Consider the following 20,380-nt stretch of genomic DNA (forward strand, 5'->3'; position numbering starts at 1 on the left):
TCTTAGTTAGCGTGTGCCTATGAAATTCTCGGTGTTTTTCTATGCATTCCGAGAAAAAACCTTGATCTTATGGGATTTTCGATCCCTTGTGTACCTATTTTGAGTGATTTACTGTCGAACTCGGGTATAGGGTATTTGGTCATAAAATGAAAAAAGCTCCGCATCATGCGGAGCTTTTCATTATGTAGTTTCGAGGTGTCACATCTTATTTTCCTAACCACCAGCAATACCAGCAAAGTCCGAGTAAGCTTGCCAACATAACTCCTTCACCTCCTTTCAATCAAATCGTTTCTGGGAAATGAGGATTGCATGTTTGATAATGTTCAATAATCTTCGGAAAGCATCTTTGAAATACATGAACGAGTGCAGGATCGAACTGCTTGCCGCTCTGCTCTACGATTCTTCGGTAGGCTTCCTCCGGAGGCAAGGCATGTCTGTAAGAGCGAATGGAGGTCATGGCGTCGAAAGCATCGGCGATGGAAGTAATGCGTGCGAGAAGCGGCGTTTCATCCCGTACTAATCCTTCCGGATACCCTTGTCCGTCCCATCGTTCATGGTGGTACCTAATGACTTCGAAATTCATAACCAGACCTTCAATACTTTCCATGGTATCCGCTCCGATGGCCGGGTGTGTCTGAATGATTTCATACTCTTCTTTCGTGAGAGGACCTTCCTTGCAAAGAATGTGGTCTGGAATTTGAACCTTTCCAACGTCATGCAGCAGACAAGAGTAGTAGAAAATATTAAGCTCATGCTGAGAAAATTTCTGAAGTTCCTTCGCGATAATAACGGAATAAGCAGCAACGCGATCACTGTGACCTTTCGTATAACGGTCTTTCAGCTCTAAAGAAGCGACAGCGCCTTTCACAACGGCTTCTAATTGACTGCTGTAAGAACTTCCAATGGCGTCGACATAGGTAATGAAGCGCATAAGCAGAATATAGGAAATGACTGTGAGGACGATGATGATTCCAAGCGGAATCAAAACCTCTGTAGTCTGAAAAATCATTCCCATGTATAAGTATTTCGCCAAACAAGCTGAACAGGCGAACCAATAAAAACGACGGTTGACGAAGATCGGAGAGAAAAGAATAAAGAATAATTCGATGATGCCGCCTCGGTTCAACGTTTCGTCCAGCTGGTAGTATATAATCATATCGCTCAACGTTGAAAAAACAATATAGCTGATTAAAAATACATATTTAATTAATCTCGGTTTTCCCTTTTTCAACAGCACATAGGCTGCAATCAGCAAAGCCACTTGAAGCAAACATTCGGAAACGAGAAGACTCGATTCAATCCAAGTCCACTGACCACCGTCAAACAGATCGACAATCTGTGCGAAAATGACATCAATAAACAAGTAAAGTAAAAAGTAAAAGAATAGAAAAAGCTTGGTAGCTTTCAGCTCTTGTTGAAAAATCGCGGAATCTAGAAATCCCTTTCGCATCTGTTTGCACCTCATATGCTGTTAATTGTCGCTTGGATTTCTCTTTTCGTCAAAAGTTGTACTATAATGTTTTCGAAATAAATGCTGGAATTCCTTTTTTTAATACAAAAATGAATCTATGGCACTATCACAGCAGAACTTTCGACATGATCAAAAAATAAACGGTGCCTTTTATTGGGCACCGTTAGCTGTAAGGGAATAAAACAATGTAGATTTATCTGGTTTTTCGTCGAAAATTCGGTTATTTATCTCCGCGGTCTACATGGAGTCTAGGTTTCTGGCGATGTGGAGACTCCTGATCGAATACATTTTCAGCAGGCTCTAAACCGATGAGCTCCCAAGTTGCAGTGCCTAACTGTACGTCGGCAGGAAACTCTTGACCTCTTTTCAACGTCACTTCGCGTCCCCACTCATTACGGTAGACGCCGTCCACTTCAACGATTTCGTGAGATATCGGATTCATTCGTTCTTTGTTTTGGTCATTTGACATATGCAGTCCTCCCAAGGATGGCTGAACAAGCGGCATGGAGAATGATCGAATAGCAGTAAAGAGGAAAAGAACCCCGAAGGGTTCTTTATCGATGCGGTGTTTTTTTTCCTTCATCACAAGCTCAACATATGAGACGATATTGATGCAGTCAGAACGGTTTACACCATAATTCCTTGCATCAAACGGATGAGGCTAAACACGTCAGGCTGCGCTGTTAAGTTCAACGGAACCAACACCTTCCTAATCGCATCGACAATATATATCATTTGCAGGATCGAATTTTTTTATACATCGTCCGCTGGAACATCTTTAGAATTCTTGCTAAAGTGTATTTTAGAACGAAATAAGAACAAACCATATAGATACGGTGCGATGAACACCTTCAGGAGGGGATGGATCCTATGTATTTATTAGGAATTGATATCGGTACAACTCACAGCAAGGTCGGATTGTTCGACGAACAAGGGGCGACGATAAAGGTTGCGAGCCGGGAGACGATGACTCACAGGCATGAAGAGGGCTACGCATTTTACGATCCCGAGGAGATTTGGGGATTGATTGCTTCTGCTATTCAGGAAGTGACGGGTTCAGTTCAAGCTGGTGAGATCAAGGCGATCGGCATTACGAGTATGGCGGAAGCGGGGCTGCTCGTTGACCGCGACAGCGGCAAGCCGAAATCGATCTTTATGCCATGGTTTGATACATGCTCGCAGGACCAAGCGGAGCATATTAAGAAGGAGACGGATTTGCTTGAGCGCTTCAGCCGTTCTGGACTGCATATCAGCTTTAAATTAGGCCTGGCCAAAATTTTATGGTTAAAGGAGAAATTTCCTGAGTCTTTAGAGAATGCCTACTGGCTTTCGGCATCCAGTTATGTGCTTTACAAGCTTACCGGGGCGTTCGCATTCGATTATTCCTTAGCAGCCAGAACTTTGGCGTTTCGGATTGACGAGAAGCGCTGGGATGAGGAATGGATTCGCCATTTCAATATAGATCCGAATTTGTTCCCTCCGGCATATCCAGCGGGGGATATTATGGGCCATACCGGTGATGCCGCCAGTTCGCTTGGTTTAGCAGCGGGAACCCCGGTATCTATTGCAGGTCATGATCATGTAGCGGCAGCGCTGTCCGTAGGGGCAATCAGACCGGAAGTGGTATACGATTCAATGGGAACCGCAGAAACGTTAGTTGGTACGCTGGAAGAGAAGACGCTGGGTGCGAAGGAATACGCAGCCGGTATGTCGTTCGGAGTACATATCGCCAAAAATCGGATGTTCTGGATGGGAGGCAATACGTCCTCTGGAGGCTCGGTAGAATGGCTGCGTACACTGCTTGCGGATGATCAGCTCACTTATGAGAAGCTGCTGCAGCTGCTGACGCAGGTTAAAGAAGCACCGACGGGAATTTTATACTATCCTTATTTAGCGGGAAGCGGAGCGCCGAATCCAGACGCGCTCACAAGAGCCTCCTTCATTGGGCTGGGTAAGGCTCATGGCAAGCCGGACTTGATTAAAGCGGTTCTGGAAGGTACGGCTTATCAGCTGCAGGCGATCCGTGAAGAGGCGGAGGAAATCACGGGAAGAGACATTCATTCTCTCGTTGTTGTCGGCGGAGGAACGCGAAACCCGCATTGGCTGCAGGTGAAAGCAGATGTCTTGAACTGCAGGCTTCATATTCCTCCGATTCCGGAAGCATCACTGCTTGGTGCTGCGCTCGCGGCAGGAATTGGCGCAGGTATGTATAAGGATGCAGAAGAGGCGGCCGCGGCGCTTGCGCCGGGCGAAATGAATACGATTGAGCCGAACGGACAGCGTCATGCGGTATATCAAACGCTGTATATGAATGGATATAAAGCGCTTCAGCAGCCGTTAAGGGCTTACTTTCAATCAAACAAGTAAAACCAATATAACAGTTTCGCACTGGCCGTGAATAAGGCCAGTGCTTTTTTTGAAAAAAGAACTTATGCTCAAAAAAACAAAGGACGCCGTCAGGCGCTTTTTTATGGAAATGTAAACCAATCATGATTGCAGGGATTGTGAATATATTTAGAAAGAAGAGATGGGGACCTCCCGCGCAACTTTACAACCTGACAAGGTGGTTGATGAAATGAAGACAATTGAATATGCTGCCATTGGAGATTCATTAACTGCCGGCTACGGTGTACCTGCAGAAAAAAGCTTTGTGTCGCAGTATGCCAAGCTGCTGCAGAAGAGAATGTCATGTACAGTGAACACGCATAATTTTGGAGTCAGCGGAGCCACAACCAAAGAAATATTTGAGCATGTGCAAGGGGATTCGAATATCCAGGGGGTGCTGAAACAAGCGCACGTCATCTCCATCACAGCAGGAGGCAACGATTTGATCCAAGGAGCGAAAAGATTTTTATCATCTGAGAGCTACTGGCCGCTGAATCGAGCATTGGCTTCGGTCCGAAAACATCTGAAGAAGCTGCTTCGCCTCATTGAGGATTTGAAACAAGGCAAGCCGGACCATTATGTGATTTTGCTCCTGGAGCTGTATAATCCGGTACCGGAGATGGATGACGCGCGTTTTTTTATTCAAAAGTTTAATTCCATTATTCACAGCTTTCAATCAGAAAGCGTGCAAGTCGTCCCCGCCCAGCAAGCATTCGAGGCAAGATCGGCTTCGCTGCTTGGGCCCGATTATGTACATCCGAACGAGGACGGGTATTTGTTGATGGCACATGCTGCTGCATCTATCCGCCTTTCCATATAATGCAGCTCATACGGAGGATAAGGGATCGAGATGGCCCGCCCCTTATCCCGCCGCGATTAGAAACGGCTGATCATCGGCTGCGCTGCAGGTGGATGAATGTTTTATCCAGACGAAGCCTTTTGCATCGAAGCAGCCGATTTTTCTTTGCCGTTTTTCTTTGCCGATGAATCCTCTTCAAGCTTTTGTGGAGAATATGCTTTAAGCTCCATTGTGCTGCTGCCTTGAAAGATTCCTCCCTGTGCAATAATTAAGGAACTGACGTTGATGTCGCCGATGACTTTACCCGTGCTCGTGACATTAAGTGTTCCCTTCGATTCCACAGAGCCTTCAATCGTACCAGCGTTGATCACATTACGCGCTTTAATATTGGAGTGAGCGCTGCCCTTTTCACCAATCGTTACATCTCCCGTACACTCGATGTCTCCGGTGACCTTCCCTTCAATACGCAAGCCTGCCTGTGATTTAATGTTTCCTTCTACTGTGCTGCCTTCCCCGATCAGCGTATCCGTCTGATTCGGATTCATTTCTTTGTTTTTTTTACTCAGCATATTTCCTCTTCCTTTCCTTCAAAATTCAAACAGGATTTAAGGTAAATAGCTCGAGGGATCCACAGCGGCACCGTTCTTCAGCACCGTATAGTGGAGATGCGTGCCGGTGCTTCGCCCTGTAGAACCGACCAACCCAATGTTTTCGCCTTTTTCCACTTCCTCGCCTTCACTTACCAAAATGCGGTTTAGATGCATATAGACGGTTTGGAGACCGTAACCGTGACGAATTCGTATGTATTTCCCCATCCCTGAATCGGTTCCGGTTTCTTCCACTGTACCTCGGGCAGCGGCGAAAACAGGATCGTTCAAGCTTCCGTCCATGTCCATGCCGTCATGAAACGAGATGATCCCTGTAAACGGATCGGATCGATACCCGTAATCCGAAGTGACCAATTTTGTTTGTACCGGCCAAATAGAAGGCGTGGCTTCCATGCGATCCCACTTTTCATCGAGCATCTGTTTTACCTCCATCAACCTGCCGGTTAACTGCTCAGCTTGCTGCTCTGCCGAAGCTAATCCCTCTTGTTCCTGTCGTATATAGGCTAAGAAGTCCGAATCGTTCCCATCTTTTGCGGAGTAGGAAGAGGATTGCAGCTCTTCATGAGCTGGAGGCACTTCTAGTGCTTTCAGTGCTTGAATGGTTACCGGATTGTCTTTGCGGCTGGTGCTGGCCGCATGGCTTCGAATTTCCTGTTCCAATTGTTCGATTTGAAGCATTTGGGTTCGGAGTTCTTCGGCCTGCTCAGCCATTTTTATCATCTCTTGCTCTAATATTTTTATGGTCTGGTCTTTGCGGTGCTCAAGCTCTGCATATTCCTCCTTGTGATGTGAGACATCCTGATGAAGGCCGGAAATCGTTTGTGTAAAATGACGCTGCACCCATAACTGCCAAACGAATAAGGCGATGATACAAATCAGGAGCAACAGAGGCGCAATGATGATCCAATATGCTGCGAATCGGATACTTTTGATGGAACGATTGGCATCTGGAATCAGAACGAAGGTAAAGCGGTCCTTCCATCTTTTTTTGTTCATCCCATCTCCCCAGCCTGTATTTGAATCTTTGTTTTCAATGTATGAGCTTTCGTTAAAAGATAGACTTCTAGGCATGAAAAATTTAGGTTGGGTGCATGAGACAGCGGAGTTGTTTGAATGATACGAAGAGAAGGATCAGCATGAACAATTCCGACTAAGGTACGAATTTCGTATTTTTAGTTGTTCCTGATAGGGTCTAAGTTTAGAATGATATGAGGGTAAAGATAACGATAAGGTCATTTGAGGAGCTTTATTGATGAGAGTAATCCTGATAGACGATGAGCGGCTTGCGCTCAATTATCTAGAACATCAGCTGATGAAAATCGGCGGCATAGAGATGAAAGGGAAGTATGTAGATCCCATCTCAGCACGAGAGCATCTCCTCCGCGAGGATGTAGATGTTGTATTTCTCGATATTAATCTGCTTGGGGCGAACGGTATTGAAGTCGCGGAGCAGTTTCTTGAGATCAAACCTATGCTCAATATTGTATTTATAACGGCATATGACGAATATGCGATTAAGGCGTTTGAACTCAACGCGTTGGATTACATATTAAAGCCAGTAGGAGCGGAGCGGCTCCGCAAGACGGTTCAGCGAATGATGGATCGTCTGAATCAAGCTCCCCAGTCTAACTTAGTGCAGATACAGCAAGTTCGAATCCGACTGTTCGATCAATTATCTATCGGGTTTGAAATTGAAGAACCGTCTCCGATTCGATGGAGAACTGCACGAGCGCAAGAGCTGTTTCTTTATTTACTGCAGCATCGCGGGCAGATTGTACGGAAGTCAACCATCATTGATCTGATGTGGCCGGAATATGAATTGAGCAGGGCTTATTCGCAGATGTACACGGCTATTTACCATATCCGCAAAACGATCGAGCCCTTTTCCAATGCAATTCAAATAGTGAATGAGACAGATGGGTATCGGCTGAGTACGGAGAACGTTTGGCTGGATGTGGAAGAATGGGAGCAAAAGATCAAATCCGCACCGGCGATGACAGAAGAAACGATAGGTAGTCTCGAGCAATTGATGGATTTATATGTGGGAGACTATTTGAAGCAATATGACTATTGGTGGGCGGAAAGCGAACGTCATCGATTGAAGATGCTGTGGCTCCGAACATCACTTCAGATGGCGGCATGGTATGTAACTAGAGGCGAACAGGATAAGGCGATAGGCAAGTATGATGAGATCTGCAATCGATATCCGCTTGCGGAGGAGGCGCACTTCGCGCTGATGAAATTATTTGCTGAAATGAACAATCGCATATCGGTACAACGTCAGTACGATTTGCTCCAGAACATCTTGTTGGAGGAGATCGCTGAACAACCTAGTACATACATTACGGAATGGTACGATCGTTGGAAAGAACAGCAATAAAGGAATGATCCCCTAAGGATCATTCCTTTATTTTTGGAATTTGAAAAGCGACCTGGGTACCTCCGTTAGGGGTGCTCTCGATATACAGACCTTTGCCGTACAGCTGTCTAAGTCTTCGATCCGTATTGCGAACACCGATGCCTTTATCGATACCTGCCGCTGTAAATAATTGATTCAGCTTCTCCTCGCTCATCCCGATACCGTTATCGCTGATGCTGATATGGACGTGATCCCCCGCATCCATGATTCGGATTTCGATGCGGCCTCCCCTGCGAGGTAGCAGGCCGTGGTTCACTGCATTCTCGACCAGCGTTTGGATGCTTAAAGGCGGCAGCATGACAGAAGTGCCGGCGTCAACCTTCCAGCTAACTTCAATCAAGTCCACGAAACGCTCCTTTTCGATATATAAATAAGAACGTACGCGGGAAAGCTCCCTTTCAAGCGGAACCACTTTGTCGGTGTTATGAAAATCAAAGCTCATGCGCAAATAGTTGCTGAATTCCTCGAGCAGTTTTTGCATTTTTTCGATATCCATCGCTCCAAGTGCGGCGATGGCATTCATCGTATTAAATAAGAAATGCGGCCTCATCTGAGCTTGCAGCCATGCGGCCTCGATACGGAGCCGCTCTTCAATCGACAGCTGCAGCTCAGTTAAGGCACGGACACGGGACCTGAGCTCCAAAGGTTCGACCGGCTTTGTGACGTAATCATTCGCGCCGGCCTGGAATCCGGCATATATGTCTTCGGAACGACTCCTTGCTGTCAGGAGCAAGACGGGCAGCTCCGAAAGGGTGAATCGCTTACGAATGGCTTTCGTAAATTCATAACCGGAGATATTTGGCATCATGACATCGGATATGACTAAATCAAAATGTTGATTCTCTAATAAGGCTAACGCTTCTGCTGCATTCGTCGATGCAGCGATATCGTATTGAGCTGTGCCGATCATATCGGTCAATATTTGCAAGTTAATCGGATCATCATCTACAACAAGTATTCTAGGCTTACTCGATGCCATATCTGCGACAATTGCGCCTGCTTCTTCGAAAGTCGATGCAGCAGCCGTTTCAAGAGCGGATAGATTGGTGAGACTTGCCATTTCCACGAACGAAGAGTCTGTATCTGTATCTGTATCTGCTAATGGCAGGGTGAAGGTGAATACCGAGCCTTGTCCTATCATGGAGGTGGCTTGGAGCATTCCGCCGTGAAGCTCAACGAGCTCCTTGCAGATACTTAGTCCGAGGCCAAATCCACCGCCGGCCCTGGTCATATTGGATTCCCCTTGCTCATAAGGAAGAAAGATTCGGCGCAGCGTATTTTCATCCATTCCGATCCCAGTGTCTTGAATCCGAATTGCAGCCATCCCTTGTGAAATTTCACAGCTTAGGGAAATATACCCTTCGTCTGTAAATTTGATCGCATTATGAAATAGATTGAACAATATTTGAATAACTCGATTCTCATCCGCTTTCACGGCAGGAAAATCATCTGGAATATTGATATGCAGCTGTATGTGCTTGCCGTTCAACATATAAGTTAACATCTCACGGACGCCCGCGGCCACATTTTGGATCCGAATATGTTGGAGCTTAAGCTGTATGGTGCTTTCCTTTAGCCTGGCGACATCTAACAAATCGTTCAGCATCAGAGACAGACGCCTGGATACGGCAATCTGCATCTCCAACTTTTTGCGATGGTGTTCATGGATCGGTTGGACAGTGTCATCCAGCACGCTTTGTGTAATATTCATAATACCGTGAAGCGGATTTCTCAGTTCATGCGACGTATTAACCAAAAACTCGTCCTTCCGTTGATTCGCCAGCTGCAGTCTGTTGGCGAGCTGTTTCGTTTCCTCGTTCATACGAAAGAAGCGTTTGAACCAGAAAGTGGCGAAACACAAGACAGCGATAATCAGGTCGAATGGGTAATGCATCGTTTCGAATGCGGTCCGACCTTCGATAGCTGTCCACGCGATATTTACGGCAATGCTTACGCACCCGAGCAGTAAATATATCGCGTCCTTGTGCTTCTTCAGCGTATTTCGAAGGAGGCTTATAGAGATTATGATGCTGCTTACCAAGACGATGCTCAGCAGCAGCATAATGCTCGGTGTACGTATGTAACTGGAAGGTGAAATAATAATCAGTATACTGTACAAGGTGCAATAAAAGGCAAACCATTGCATGATCTTCCGGTTTCCGAACTCGGGAAGCAGGTAGTAAAGAACTGCAGGAATGAAGGATGCAACGAATATGTATGAAAGCAATGAAATTTTGGTTGATACCTCGAACGGCATTTCGACCCATACGAGAAGCTGTCTGTCGTCAACGACAAGTACACTCACGATGGCCGAAAGCATCAGTAAAGCAAAATAATACAGTGCTTTATTGAAGGTTCCTAAGAAATACAAAATCAAAGCATACAATCCATGTATAAGAAGAACGATGCACAATAGGATTTGCAAACTTTGCGACAGCAGCGTATAGCGATTGACAGATTCATAGGTCCCGAATTCGATAGAATCGATGATGCCTCCCTTCTTAATATGGGAAGAGACGTGAATCAGGATGTCGATGTTCTTCTCGCCAGGGAGGACATCAACAGAATAGGGAATGTCCCTCGCTTGGTACCCGTCCTTGTGCTCTGAAGGATGACCTGTACCCGCAGCGAACTGACCGTTAATATAAACAGCCGATGCCGCGACAATATCCTTTACGCGCAGTCGGTATGTCTGTTTAAGCTCCTCATCCAGCAGGATACGCAATCGGTATGTCCCAAAATAGTAAGAATCCTTCTCCTCGTTCGAGAAAGCATCCTCCCATGTTCCCGGAACTTGAATCGTGTTTGGGATTGAAAATCCTTGATCCTCTCCAGGGCTTAACAACCGACTAGGATAAAATTCCCATTCCCCGTTTAACCGAATCGTTTCATTTTCGGGAAATGTCCAGCCTCTTAGATCAAGAATCCCTTGTTCTGCTTTCGGATGTTCTATGGGTTTTATGAAGTTTAACCACGAAAGCCGGATGCCGGTGATGATGAAAATAAAAAGGACAACCATCCAAATCGTTTTGTTATATTTTCGCATAATTCCAAACAAATTCGACAATGCTGCCATAATTCCTTTGTCTCCCATTTTGTATTTCGAATCATTTTTTAAATCAATCAAAAACTTCCATTCCAATTACACTGCATTCAACTCAACAACTTCTATACATTGCATCCATTTTGGAGTGGAATAGGTAGATTTATCTAATTTGTTGAGAAAATGTAGAGAGAGAAAATATAGAATGGGACTTGATCGTTATATTCATGTTATTTATTTCCACACGCTGAGCGTCTGATATCATTCCATGCCAGGGAATAAAGGGGTTTCGGACAAGATAAAACGTCAAAAAATGACAGCGTGAGACTTAAAGGATGGTATAGATGAACATAGAAGGAAGCTATAATGGGTACCTCGTTGCGCTCTCAATATTAATTGCGGTTTTAGCTTCTTATTCTGCATTAATGATAGCTGCAAAAATTTCGAGTTCGAAAGGAACGGTAAAGTTTTTCTGGGTCTTTGCAGGAGCTTTAGTCATGGGCAGCGGAGTATGGTCTATGCATTTTATCGGCATGCTTGCATTTCATCTGCACATGGAAGTGAAATATGATGTGGGATTAACCATTGTTTCGATGGGTGCCAGCGTTATATCTTCATTTATCGCGTTTTATATCACAGCCCCGCAAAACATTAATTGGTATAAAATTGTTTCCGGCGGCATCATCATGGGCAGCGGAATTGTCATGATGCATTACATTGGAATGGAAGCGATGGTCATGCCGGCAAAGCTCACATATGATAAGACGATTTGGATTTTGTCGGTTATTATTGCGCTTGCGGCATCCTTCGCTGCTCTATTCATGTTCTTGCGATTCCGTACACAGTCATCGGCCAGCTGGTTAAAGGCGGTTTCCGCCATTGTGATGGGATTTGCGATTTGCGGCATGCACTATACGGGGATGAAAGCTGCAAAATTTCACAGCCATACAGAGATGGGGGCAGAGTCGCCGTCTGTAGATTTGTTTCTGCTTTATGGAGTGACTGTGACGGTTTTTCTCATCCTGTTCGTCACTTGGACCGCGATGTTCTTTGACCGGCACGTTCTTGAAAAAATGGCTTTTCAGGATTCGATTACCGGCTTGCCGAACCGAAATGAAATGAATCGTTTTTTTGATACGTACAGTGGTCACGAAAAGATGGGTGTACTGTTTCTAGATTTGGATCAGTTTAAAGCAATCAACGACACGCTGGGCCATCATACAGGAGATTTACTTGTGCGGGAGGTTGGTCTTCGTCTGCAAGAATTTGTTCAAAAAGATCTGCAAGCCTATCGAATCGGCGGGGATGAATTTTTAATCATTATACAGCACTGTGATCAGGATCGGGCGGAGAAGCTGGCGGTGCAAATCCTGGAAAGCATTAAAAAGGTATATCGTATCGAAGGAAATGAGCTTTATGTAACAGGCAGCATAGGGATCAGCCTCGGTACAATTCAAGAGAATGACCGATCCATCTTGTTAAAAACGGCGGATACGGCAAGGTATAAGGCGAAAAGTTTAGGAAAGAACCAATATTGCGTGTATAAAGAGGAGATGGGGTTTCATGAGGTTCGCAAGCTGGAACTGGAAAAAGACCTGCAGCGAGCACTCGAGGATCAACAATTTTTTATAGAATATCAGCCAAAGTGGAATGTGAAAACAAATAGTCTATGGGGATTTGAAGCGCTGCTGCGTTGGAAGCATCCTCGGATGGGTATCGTATCTCCGAACGAATTCATTCCGATTGCGGAAGAGACCGGCTTTATCATTCCTTTGACGAGGTGGACATTAGAGGAGGCCTGCCGTCAGTGTAAGGTATGGAATACGGCCGGCATTGCTCAGTCTGTATCCGTCAATTTATCGACCCGGCTGTTTCAGACCGATCATCTCATCGATTGGGTTCAAGATGCACTCGAAAAGGTAGGATTGGAGCCTTGCTTATTGGAGCTTGAAATTACGGAATCCATGGTGATCTATGATATTCAAGATATCGTTAGACAGCTCCAATGCTTGCGTGAAATGGGGATCAAAGTCTCGATGGATGATTTCGGTACCGGTTATTCCTCGATTGGTTTACTAGATAGGCTGCCTATCGATACGCTGAAACTGGATCGTTTATTTACTTATGATTTGGATAGTCCGAGCAAACGTGCGATAATTCATGCGATCGTTTTAATGGCGGAACAGCTTCACCTGGATGTGATCGCAGAGGGAGTAGAGCATGAGGAGCACATCGCATTTTTAACTCAGCTAGGATGTTTTGTGATGCAGGGATATTATTACGGCAAGCCGATGAAACAAGATATCATTATGACATGGGTGAACCAAAAGCAAAGCGCTGCCAGTTCGTCAGATTCAAATATATGACATCATCCCATCGAAAACAGTTCTCGATTTGCATATCGGGACTGTTTTTTTATGTTTGCAACTGGCTGTATCCGACAACGATGTCGAATGGATTGTTATTTTGTTGAGAAAGTGTAGAGATGATTCGTTTAACCTGTTAGTAAAGCAGCATTTTGGGACATTTTTATTGGATCACATTCAAGATAATAGGACGATATTCATAAGCGAATGGAGGGGAGAGCAAAGAGCTGGTTCTACCCCATGAACATGTGGGTGAAGAGAAGAGCCTTGTTGTGATTCATAGCAGGTGAAGAAATGCGGGAAATGAAAAGAAGGAGTAGATAGATTTGAGTTTTAGGTTAATGCATGCATGGAATAAACGTTTATGGGCCTCTTTTATGGCACTTGTACTTTTTATGAGTTCATTTGCTCAGGTCGCAGCTGTTCAAGATTCTTATGACGGTTGTGGTAACGGAGGAGGAGTTTCTGAATCTGGAGCAACCTACTTTGTAGATTGTGATAATTGGGGCGGACCGAATGCGACAGTTGCAGATGGCGATCTCGATATCGGTCTTAAAAATCAGGATGGGGATACTCCAGATAATTACAGTAGATTTCCGGTAGAATTCAAATTCGATGTCACTCGAAAGCCGGTCACGAACGCATATTTGCTGATTCGCGGTTATGACGTGGACGAATTAACGGGTGAATGGGATAGAGTATACTTTTCTTCCAATCCAGAAGACATTCAGCTCGGTGGACCATATACGGTTTGGCCGAATGAATACGTTACTGAAGCTAAACAAGAGTCAAGTATAGGTAGTGATGGTTCTGGATATTTGTTAGAAATGAATGAGGATGCACTCATTGGTACATTATCCGGACAGAATAATAAATGGAATACAACCGTGCTGCCGCTCGATATTTCAACCATTGAAATAGGAGAGTATTATGCGGGAGTAACCATTCATCAAAATCCTAACATTCCATATACGAATGACGGTGGGGTGTTAAACACGAACTGGCAGATGACCCTGGACTGGGCACAGCTTGTCATTGACGGTGGATCAAGAGTATCGGGGGAAATTCAAGGTGCAGATCTGACCGAAGTGGAAGGCGCAGCTGCAGTATCCGCGGATATTTTAGCTAAAACAAGCGGAGACTTCGCTGTGGAAATCAGCTTGATTGAGAAAGCGGATCCGCTTGATCCTGAAGATGTAGATACCAGTATAGCCATTTATCAGCAGGAGCTGAATAATAAAACAGCAGGCGAAACCATAAAGCTAAATCAAATTGTATTTAAGGATATAAAAGGGAATAATGTGTCGATGGACCCAAATAAAGAATATGTACTGAACATTATTCTGTATGAAAATGGTGAAGCCACGAAGGAAAGTCCCACGGACGTAGGGGACATAGCTATCGAAATTGATCCGTTAGGAGTCCAGCATGTTTACACGCTTTCCAGCTCCGATCCAAAGGTCTCAAATATCGAATTAACCGGTAAGCAATACGAGCCAACGGACTTCAACCTGACTGATTTCGAAAATCATTTTTCGAAGATCAACGGAGCGACGGACAATACATTACAAAAAGTAAAGATTGTAACATTGCCGGCTTCGGGGAATCTAATGTTGGCTTCAGACGGTGGACCAGTAGAGGTAGAGGCAGGGATGGAAATCTCAGCTGATGATATTCGTTCGCTGCAGTTTATTCCAGATCCAGACACAGGCTTGAAAGAGCCGGTTTCGTTCAAGTGGAACGGTTATGATCCTGTGAAAGGGCAATATGCTCAGTTCGATGCAACTGTCACGATTCAACCGAATCTGGCTCCGACATTGCGAGATGTTCAAGTTTCGGCTAATAAAGGGGTGGCCGCAGTATCGGTCGGGGACCAGCTATTGAATGCTTATACCGATCCGGAATCGAATTCTTTGGCAGAAGTGGTCTTGACACAGGTACCAGCTACAGGATATTTGGAGTATAAGGAAGATGGAAGCGGCGAGGTAAAAGCTGCAGCGGATGGAGCTATATTGTCTTTGACAGAACTAGCAACGTTGACCTATGTTCCAGCTGATGAAGAACAAACCGGACCGGTTACATTCACTTGGAACGTCTCGGACGGATTGCAGTCTGCCAAGCAGCCTGGGTCGGCAACGATTCATATCAATACACCGCCCGTGGCACTGAATATCGCCAAGCCGGGCTTGGATGGAAAGCCTGTTGTGATTCCGGCAAGCGCGTTCCAGATTGAGGATCCTGATGGCGATGCGCTGGATGAAATTCGGATTCATAATCTAGGCGGGCTGCCAGGGACGTTACAATACAATACGGTTACAGACGCAACCTATCGACCTATTACCGGCTCGCTGGATGCGGATGAACTGCGCAGTCTGATCTTCACGCCGGAACCCAATCTAGACGTTCTCACACCGATCGTCATTGGCTGGAAGGCATTCGATGGCAAACAAGAGTCAGAGAACACAGCAAAAATTACAATCACGTATGACGGAAGACCGACTGCTTCACCGCAATCGATCGAGATGGAAGAGGGAACACCGTCCATTTCAATCATTCTCATCGGTGAAGATGCAGAAGATATGGATTTACAGTATAACATCATCGGACAACCTGCTAACGGAACCCTGAAACCACTTGTACCTGGTGGAAGCGAATGGATTTATTCGCCTAATTCGGATTTTCTAGGTGGAACAGATTCATTCTTGTTCACAGTGACAGACCATGTATATGAGCAAGTCAGTGAGCCTGCACAGGTACAGATCATATTGCATCGCGCGCTTGACGGGTGGGTCGGAGAGCAGCAGCAAGGTGATAATATCGCGGTAACAGGAATCCCCGGTAAAGTACTAAAGCTTTCCGCGGTTAGTTCCCTTCAAGCTCAAGATCTGATTGCAGAAGTCAATGGTATCCCTGTGCCGCTCATGGAAGTGGATGCCGATCTGGCCTCGGCTAGAGGGTATAAGCTGTGGGCAAAAACAGACTACATACTGCCGCTCACGACGCAAGCAGACGATTATACGGTCCGTTTTAAAGCTTCACATGGGCAGGAAACCAAGCTTGAAGATAATCATTTCACTGTGGTAGGTACGTCTCTGTCCGTATCAGCTAACCCTGACAAAATTCCAGGCGATGGCAAGGCGACGACGCAATTGACCGCGTATGTCAAGGATGGAAAAGGTAATCCGGTGGAAGGTGTGGAAGTCGTATTTACAGCTCCGTCTGGACAAGGGGAATTTGTCGGACCAAGCAAGGTTGTCACAGATTCGGAAGGCAAAGCAGTGGTAACTTACAAAGCACCTACGATCACAGGCACGAATCATCAAACGATTGACGTTACGGTGACGGTCGACGATGCTGCGAAAGGCTTGTACGGTGAGGATGAGATTACCTTAACATTCCAGCCAGCGACGATTCAGGGGATCATTACGAAGGGGGATACCAACGTGCCTGTTTCGGGCGCGACGGTCCGAGTGACTCTGGATTTGGATGGCAATAGAGTGATCGATGAAAATGATTTTGACGAGACGGTTGTGACCGACGAGAACGGTGCGTATTCGCTGCCCGTGCCTAAAGGAGACGCAACGTATGACCTAGAGGTGACACAAAATGTTCTCATCGGAGGTGTGCAAACACCGATCACTTACAAGCAGAAAGCAGAGGTCGGCGATGTGGCCGGCACCGGTAATGAAGTTGTCGATTCGGAAGAGACAGTTACGGGTTTAGTGTTGTTTAAAAAGCCAGACGGCCAATCCAGTCTGTTCAGCAATGACATACTGAGCAAAACGCGTGTTTATTTGAAAGATTCGGCAGGCAACTATCTCGTTGAGGATGGGAAGCCCAAAGCTTTCAATGTACAGGACAAAGGGGTATTCCATGCGGATGGACTGACTGTCGGAACGTATGAACTGGAAATCCGTTATGAATTTGAACCGGGTAAAGAACTGACCATCAACCGCAATACCGTAAACGTGAAGTCGAACGGTGAAATGAATATTACTCAAGAGCTAGTAGATCCGTATGGTACCATTACAGATGCTGTCACAGGGGAACCTATTGAAGATGCACAAGTGACTTTGTATTACGCGGGTACGGATAGGAACGAAGGCAAGGGGATCGTACCGAATACGGAAGTTTCACTTCCTGAGTTAGTGGGATTTGCGCCGAATCATAATGCGAGCCCGCAGCAATTCAGTGATGAGCATGGTTTTTACGCTTATATGGTTTATCCGGAAACCGATTATTATTTGGTCGTAACGAAAAGCGGATATCAAACCTATACAAGCCCGACGCTTCACGTGGAATGGGATATTGTAAGGCACGATCTTGAGCTGTCGCCGGTTCGGACTGCCGTAACGCCTCCTTCGCTTTCAGAGCTTGCCTTGAACCTTTCGATCGATAAGAACATCGTTCAGGAAGGCGAGCAATCAAGTATCCGGATTGATTACAAAAACGATACGTATGTGAACCTGCGAACGGGTCACATTGTTATAACCCTTCCTGAAGGGGTGCAAGTGGTGGATGCCGGAGAAGGAGTGGTAGACGGTCAAACCGTCACTTGGCAAGTCGCTGATGTGGCTGCCGGAGAATCTGGCTTTTACGATCTCATCGTAAAGTGGCCGTCATTGGATGCGAAAGAGGCAGGATTCGACGTGCGCGGTGAATTTATTTCAGATTCACATGCCAACGGCACGCTGCAGGCGAAATCCGGCGTGAAGGTGCAAGTGTTCTCTATACGCTTTGATCATCTGCAGCATCAGCGCTACATTATCGGATATCCCGATGGAGAGTTCAAGCCGAATAATCATTTGATCCGGGCTGAATTGGCGGCGATCATTGCTCGTTTGACGGAAAATTCCGAATTGGAAGACGAGCTGGCATATTCCGATGTATCCGAAAGCTACTGGGCTGCGAACTATATTAAAATTGTGACCAAGCATGGCTACTTCAGCGGGTTTGAAGATGGTACTTTCCGTTCGAATGAAGCCATTACAAGAGGGGAATTGGCAGCGGTCATGGCACGTTTCCTTGAGCTGAACACCAGTAAATCCAGCGAGCCGCACTTTATCGACACCGAAGGGCATTGGGCGGGAGATGCGATTGAAGCATTGTATCGAGGAAAATTTTTGGCAGGCTATGCGGATGGTACGTTTAAACCGAACGAACACATTCTAAGATCCGAAGCCGTCACGCTCATTAATCGAATGCTGTTTAGAGGACCTCTCCAAGGATTGGAGCCTTTATTCCCGGATGTGTCTGAAGACCACTGGGCGTTTGGAGACATTCAGGAAGCAACGATTTCTCACGAGGCTGTACGCAATAGCGACGGCAGTGAGACATGGCTGAACAACATTGAAGATGATGTGAGATAAATCAATTCATGAAAAATACCCGGCCGCGATGAGCCATTCGCGGGCCGGGTATTTTTATGATTTATATGTGATCCTTTTAATTTTGAATGCGGCTCTCCATTTTTCTACCGATCAACCAAAGGATAAATAATACGATCAATCCGATGATGAGCTTTAACGGTTTGCGGATCAGTGCAGCAATATCATATCCGACAAATGTGACCATCAGAATCATGATCCCTTTGCCGAGCAGGATCGCGATGAAGAAAGCCTTGGTCGAAATGTTGGACATACCGGAAAAAATATTAATCAATGATGACGGTGTAAAAGGGAAGCAGGACAACAGGAATATCGGCGTAAATCCTTTTTGTTCAATCCAACGGAACAATCCTTGGCTCTTCGTAAATTTTCGTTCCAGCATCGAGCGAAACCTTTTTCCGAATTTTCGGCTGATATAGAACACGCACATGGCTCCGATGACGACACCGGCCCATGATAGAAGGAATCCTTCAATCGCACCGTAAGCATTGACGTTAGCGACAATGATTGCAATTAAGGGAAGAACTGGAAAAAAAGATTCTAGCAGTGCGGCTCCGATACCAGGCAGCGGTCCAAGTGCTTCATATTGATCCAGCAGCTGTTCCACGTCCTGCATATCGATCTGTTTGAGTTGATCCACTAAGCTCACGATGTACCACCTTTACAAATCAGTAATTCTTATTTTATCACAGATCCTCATAAAAAATCGAATCGTGACGTTTTAATTCGATGTTAAGCTTTTACGATCATCCGTTAGACAAGTATGAGGGGAGGGTGGTATATTTTAGAAGCATCAGCTGAAGAAACGGATGAAATATGGGAGTTGGAGGGATTGAATGAGTAAACCGCTTATTTCCGTCATTATGCCGACTTACAACCGTCTGCCTGTACTGGCAGAAGGGCTGGAATCGCTGTCGCGTCAGACGTTTTCCGATTTTGAAGTGATTGTGGTGAACGATGCAGGCGATCCCGTAAATTCGGTGCTGGAAAGTTATCCGGAACTGAACATCCAGCTTTTGAACATGAAGTCCAACGGAGGGCATGTGAAAGCAAGAAATGAGGCTTTAAACCATGTCCAAGGCGAATATATTTTGCTGCTGGATGATGACGACTTGATCTTGCCTGGTCATATGGAACGCATGCTCGCTGCAGCACAAGAAGGAGACGTTCTTTACAGCGATGCGGAAATATTCTCTTATGTACAGGATGAGTCAGGCAGAGTGCCGACGAAGAGACGATTGTTTGCCTACGAGCAGGATCCGGCCTTGCTTCGAAAATATTTAATTATGATTCCTTCGGGCACATTATACCGTCGTGAAGTTCATGACACGATTGGTCCGTTCGATGAACAAGTCGGGAATTATTGGGACTGGGATTTTTTCCTTAGAGTGACGAGTGCATGCCGGGTCAAACGAATTCCGGTAGCTTCTACTTTGTATGCATTCAACGCGGATAGCGGACAGAATTTATCGGCCACGTTCACGCCTGCCCGCAATAAGTTTTTAGAGTATCTCTGCGAAAAGCACCAGCTCGGTACACTGGGCATGGAAAATTTCTATACCATGCTGGACAATCCGGAACTTCAAGAGAAGGAGGTACCTTCGCAGCAAATCTGGGATGGTCAGCGACTGCTTTCACGTTGGAATACCCGAAAATAACATTCTCTGCAAGACGATGGACCAATCATCGATTTTTCCTCCGGCATAAAATGAATTAGCTTTCATACAGGGGGTGAAATCGATGTCGGCAGGATACGGATCGGGATTCGCCATTGTATTGGTTTTGTACATCTTGCTTGTCATTATTCTTAGTGCGGGCCTTATTGTGTAAAAAGCAGCTTTCCTGCAGTTCAGCCTCCTCTGTGGATCAGATGGAGGCTGTTATCACGAGAGCATTATATTC

Annotated in this window: 13 protein-coding genes; 7 read left to right on the plus strand and 6 right to left on the minus strand. The window is 45.7% G+C overall.

Going from position 1 to position 20,380, the window contains the following annotated elements; all coding sequences use genetic code 11:
• Positions 1 to 280: 280 nt before the first annotated feature.
• Positions 281 to 1,450, minus strand: coding sequence for an HD-GYP domain-containing protein (locus ACFPXP_RS14445; RefSeq protein ID WP_379895014.1), 1,170 nt, complete (start codon positions 1,448 to 1,450; stop codon positions 281 to 283).
• Positions 1,451 to 1,691: 241 nt separating this feature from the next.
• Positions 1,692 to 1,940: a hypothetical protein gene (locus ACFPXP_RS14450; protein ID WP_379895015.1), complete on the minus strand. Its 249-nt coding sequence runs from the start codon at positions 1,938 to 1,940 to the stop codon at positions 1,692 to 1,694.
• A 401-nt stretch (positions 1,941 to 2,341) separates the two neighbouring features.
• Here ACFPXP_RS14450 and ACFPXP_RS14455 point away from each other — a divergent pair, with 401 nt between their 5' ends.
• Positions 2,342 to 3,838: an FGGY-family carbohydrate kinase gene (locus ACFPXP_RS14455; RefSeq protein WP_379895016.1), complete on the plus strand. Its 1,497-nt coding sequence runs from the start codon at positions 2,342 to 2,344 to the stop codon at positions 3,836 to 3,838.
• Positions 3,839 to 4,046: 208 nt separating this feature from the next.
• A complete protein-coding gene (locus ACFPXP_RS14460) occupies positions 4,047 to 4,676 on the plus strand; it encodes an SGNH/GDSL hydrolase family protein (protein ID WP_379895017.1) in 630 nt (209 codons plus the stop codon).
• Between the two features lie 101 nt (positions 4,677 to 4,777).
• On the opposite strand, the gene ACFPXP_RS14465 is transcribed toward ACFPXP_RS14460, so the two are convergent.
• Together ACFPXP_RS14465 and ACFPXP_RS14470 are read right to left on the minus strand one after the other, a co-directional pair.
• Positions 4,778 to 5,224 carry a bactofilin family protein gene (locus tag ACFPXP_RS14465; RefSeq protein ID WP_379895018.1) on the minus strand — a complete coding sequence of 149 codons (447 nt, stop codon included), beginning with the start codon at positions 5,222 to 5,224 and terminating at the stop codon, positions 4,778 to 4,780.
• 36 nt (positions 5,225 to 5,260) lie between these two features.
• Positions 5,261 to 6,259 (minus strand): peptidoglycan DD-metalloendopeptidase family protein, encoded by a 999-nt coding sequence (locus ACFPXP_RS14470; RefSeq protein ID WP_379895019.1) that lies wholly within the window; start codon positions 6,257 to 6,259, stop codon positions 5,261 to 5,263.
• Between the two features lie 256 nt (positions 6,260 to 6,515).
• On the opposite strand from ACFPXP_RS14470, the gene ACFPXP_RS14475 reads away from it, so the two are divergent.
• Positions 6,516 to 7,643: a response regulator gene (locus ACFPXP_RS14475; RefSeq protein WP_379895020.1), complete on the plus strand. Its 1,128-nt coding sequence runs from the start codon at positions 6,516 to 6,518 to the stop codon at positions 7,641 to 7,643.
• A 19-nt stretch (positions 7,644 to 7,662) separates the two neighbouring features.
• Here ACFPXP_RS14475 and ACFPXP_RS14480 read toward each other — a convergent pair whose 3' ends face one another.
• A complete protein-coding gene (locus tag ACFPXP_RS14480; RefSeq protein WP_379895021.1) occupies positions 7,663 to 10,758 on the minus strand; it encodes an ATP-binding protein in 3,096 nt (1,031 codons plus the stop codon).
• 311 nt (positions 10,759 to 11,069) lie between these two features.
• Between ACFPXP_RS14480 and ACFPXP_RS14485 the strand changes: the two genes are divergently transcribed.
• Both ACFPXP_RS14485 and ACFPXP_RS14490 read left to right on the plus strand, forming a co-directional pair.
• Positions 11,070 to 13,091: a bifunctional diguanylate cyclase/phosphodiesterase gene (locus tag ACFPXP_RS14485; protein WP_379895022.1), complete on the plus strand. Its 2,022-nt coding sequence runs from the start codon at positions 11,070 to 11,072 to the stop codon at positions 13,089 to 13,091.
• A 326-nt stretch (positions 13,092 to 13,417) separates the two neighbouring features.
• Positions 13,418 to 18,460 carry an S-layer homology domain-containing protein gene (locus ACFPXP_RS14490; protein WP_379895023.1) on the plus strand — a complete coding sequence of 1,681 codons (5,043 nt, stop codon included), beginning with the start codon at positions 13,418 to 13,420 and terminating at the stop codon, positions 18,458 to 18,460.
• Between the two features lie 76 nt (positions 18,461 to 18,536).
• On the opposite strand, the gene ACFPXP_RS14495 is transcribed toward ACFPXP_RS14490, so the two are convergent.
• Entirely contained in the window at positions 18,537 to 19,127 is a 591-nt protein-coding gene (locus ACFPXP_RS14495) for a TVP38/TMEM64 family protein (protein ID WP_379895024.1), read from the minus strand.
• 187 nt (positions 19,128 to 19,314) lie between these two features.
• On the opposite strand from ACFPXP_RS14495, the gene ACFPXP_RS14500 reads away from it, so the two are divergent.
• Both ACFPXP_RS14500 and ACFPXP_RS14505 read left to right on the plus strand, forming a co-directional pair.
• A complete protein-coding gene (locus ACFPXP_RS14500; protein ID WP_379895025.1) occupies positions 19,315 to 20,136 on the plus strand; it encodes a glycosyltransferase family 2 protein in 822 nt (273 codons plus the stop codon).
• 82 nt (positions 20,137 to 20,218) lie between these two features.
• Positions 20,219 to 20,308, plus strand: a complete 90-nt coding sequence (locus ACFPXP_RS14505; RefSeq protein ID WP_379895026.1) for a YjcZ family sporulation protein — start codon at positions 20,219 to 20,221, stop codon at positions 20,306 to 20,308.
• Positions 20,309 to 20,380 lie beyond the last annotated feature (72 nt).

It is taken from the genome of Marinicrinis lubricantis, from assembly GCF_042658665.1.
In the GTDB taxonomy this organism is placed as follows: Bacteria; Bacillota; Bacilli; order Paenibacillales; family KCTC-33676; genus Marinicrinis; species Marinicrinis lubricantis.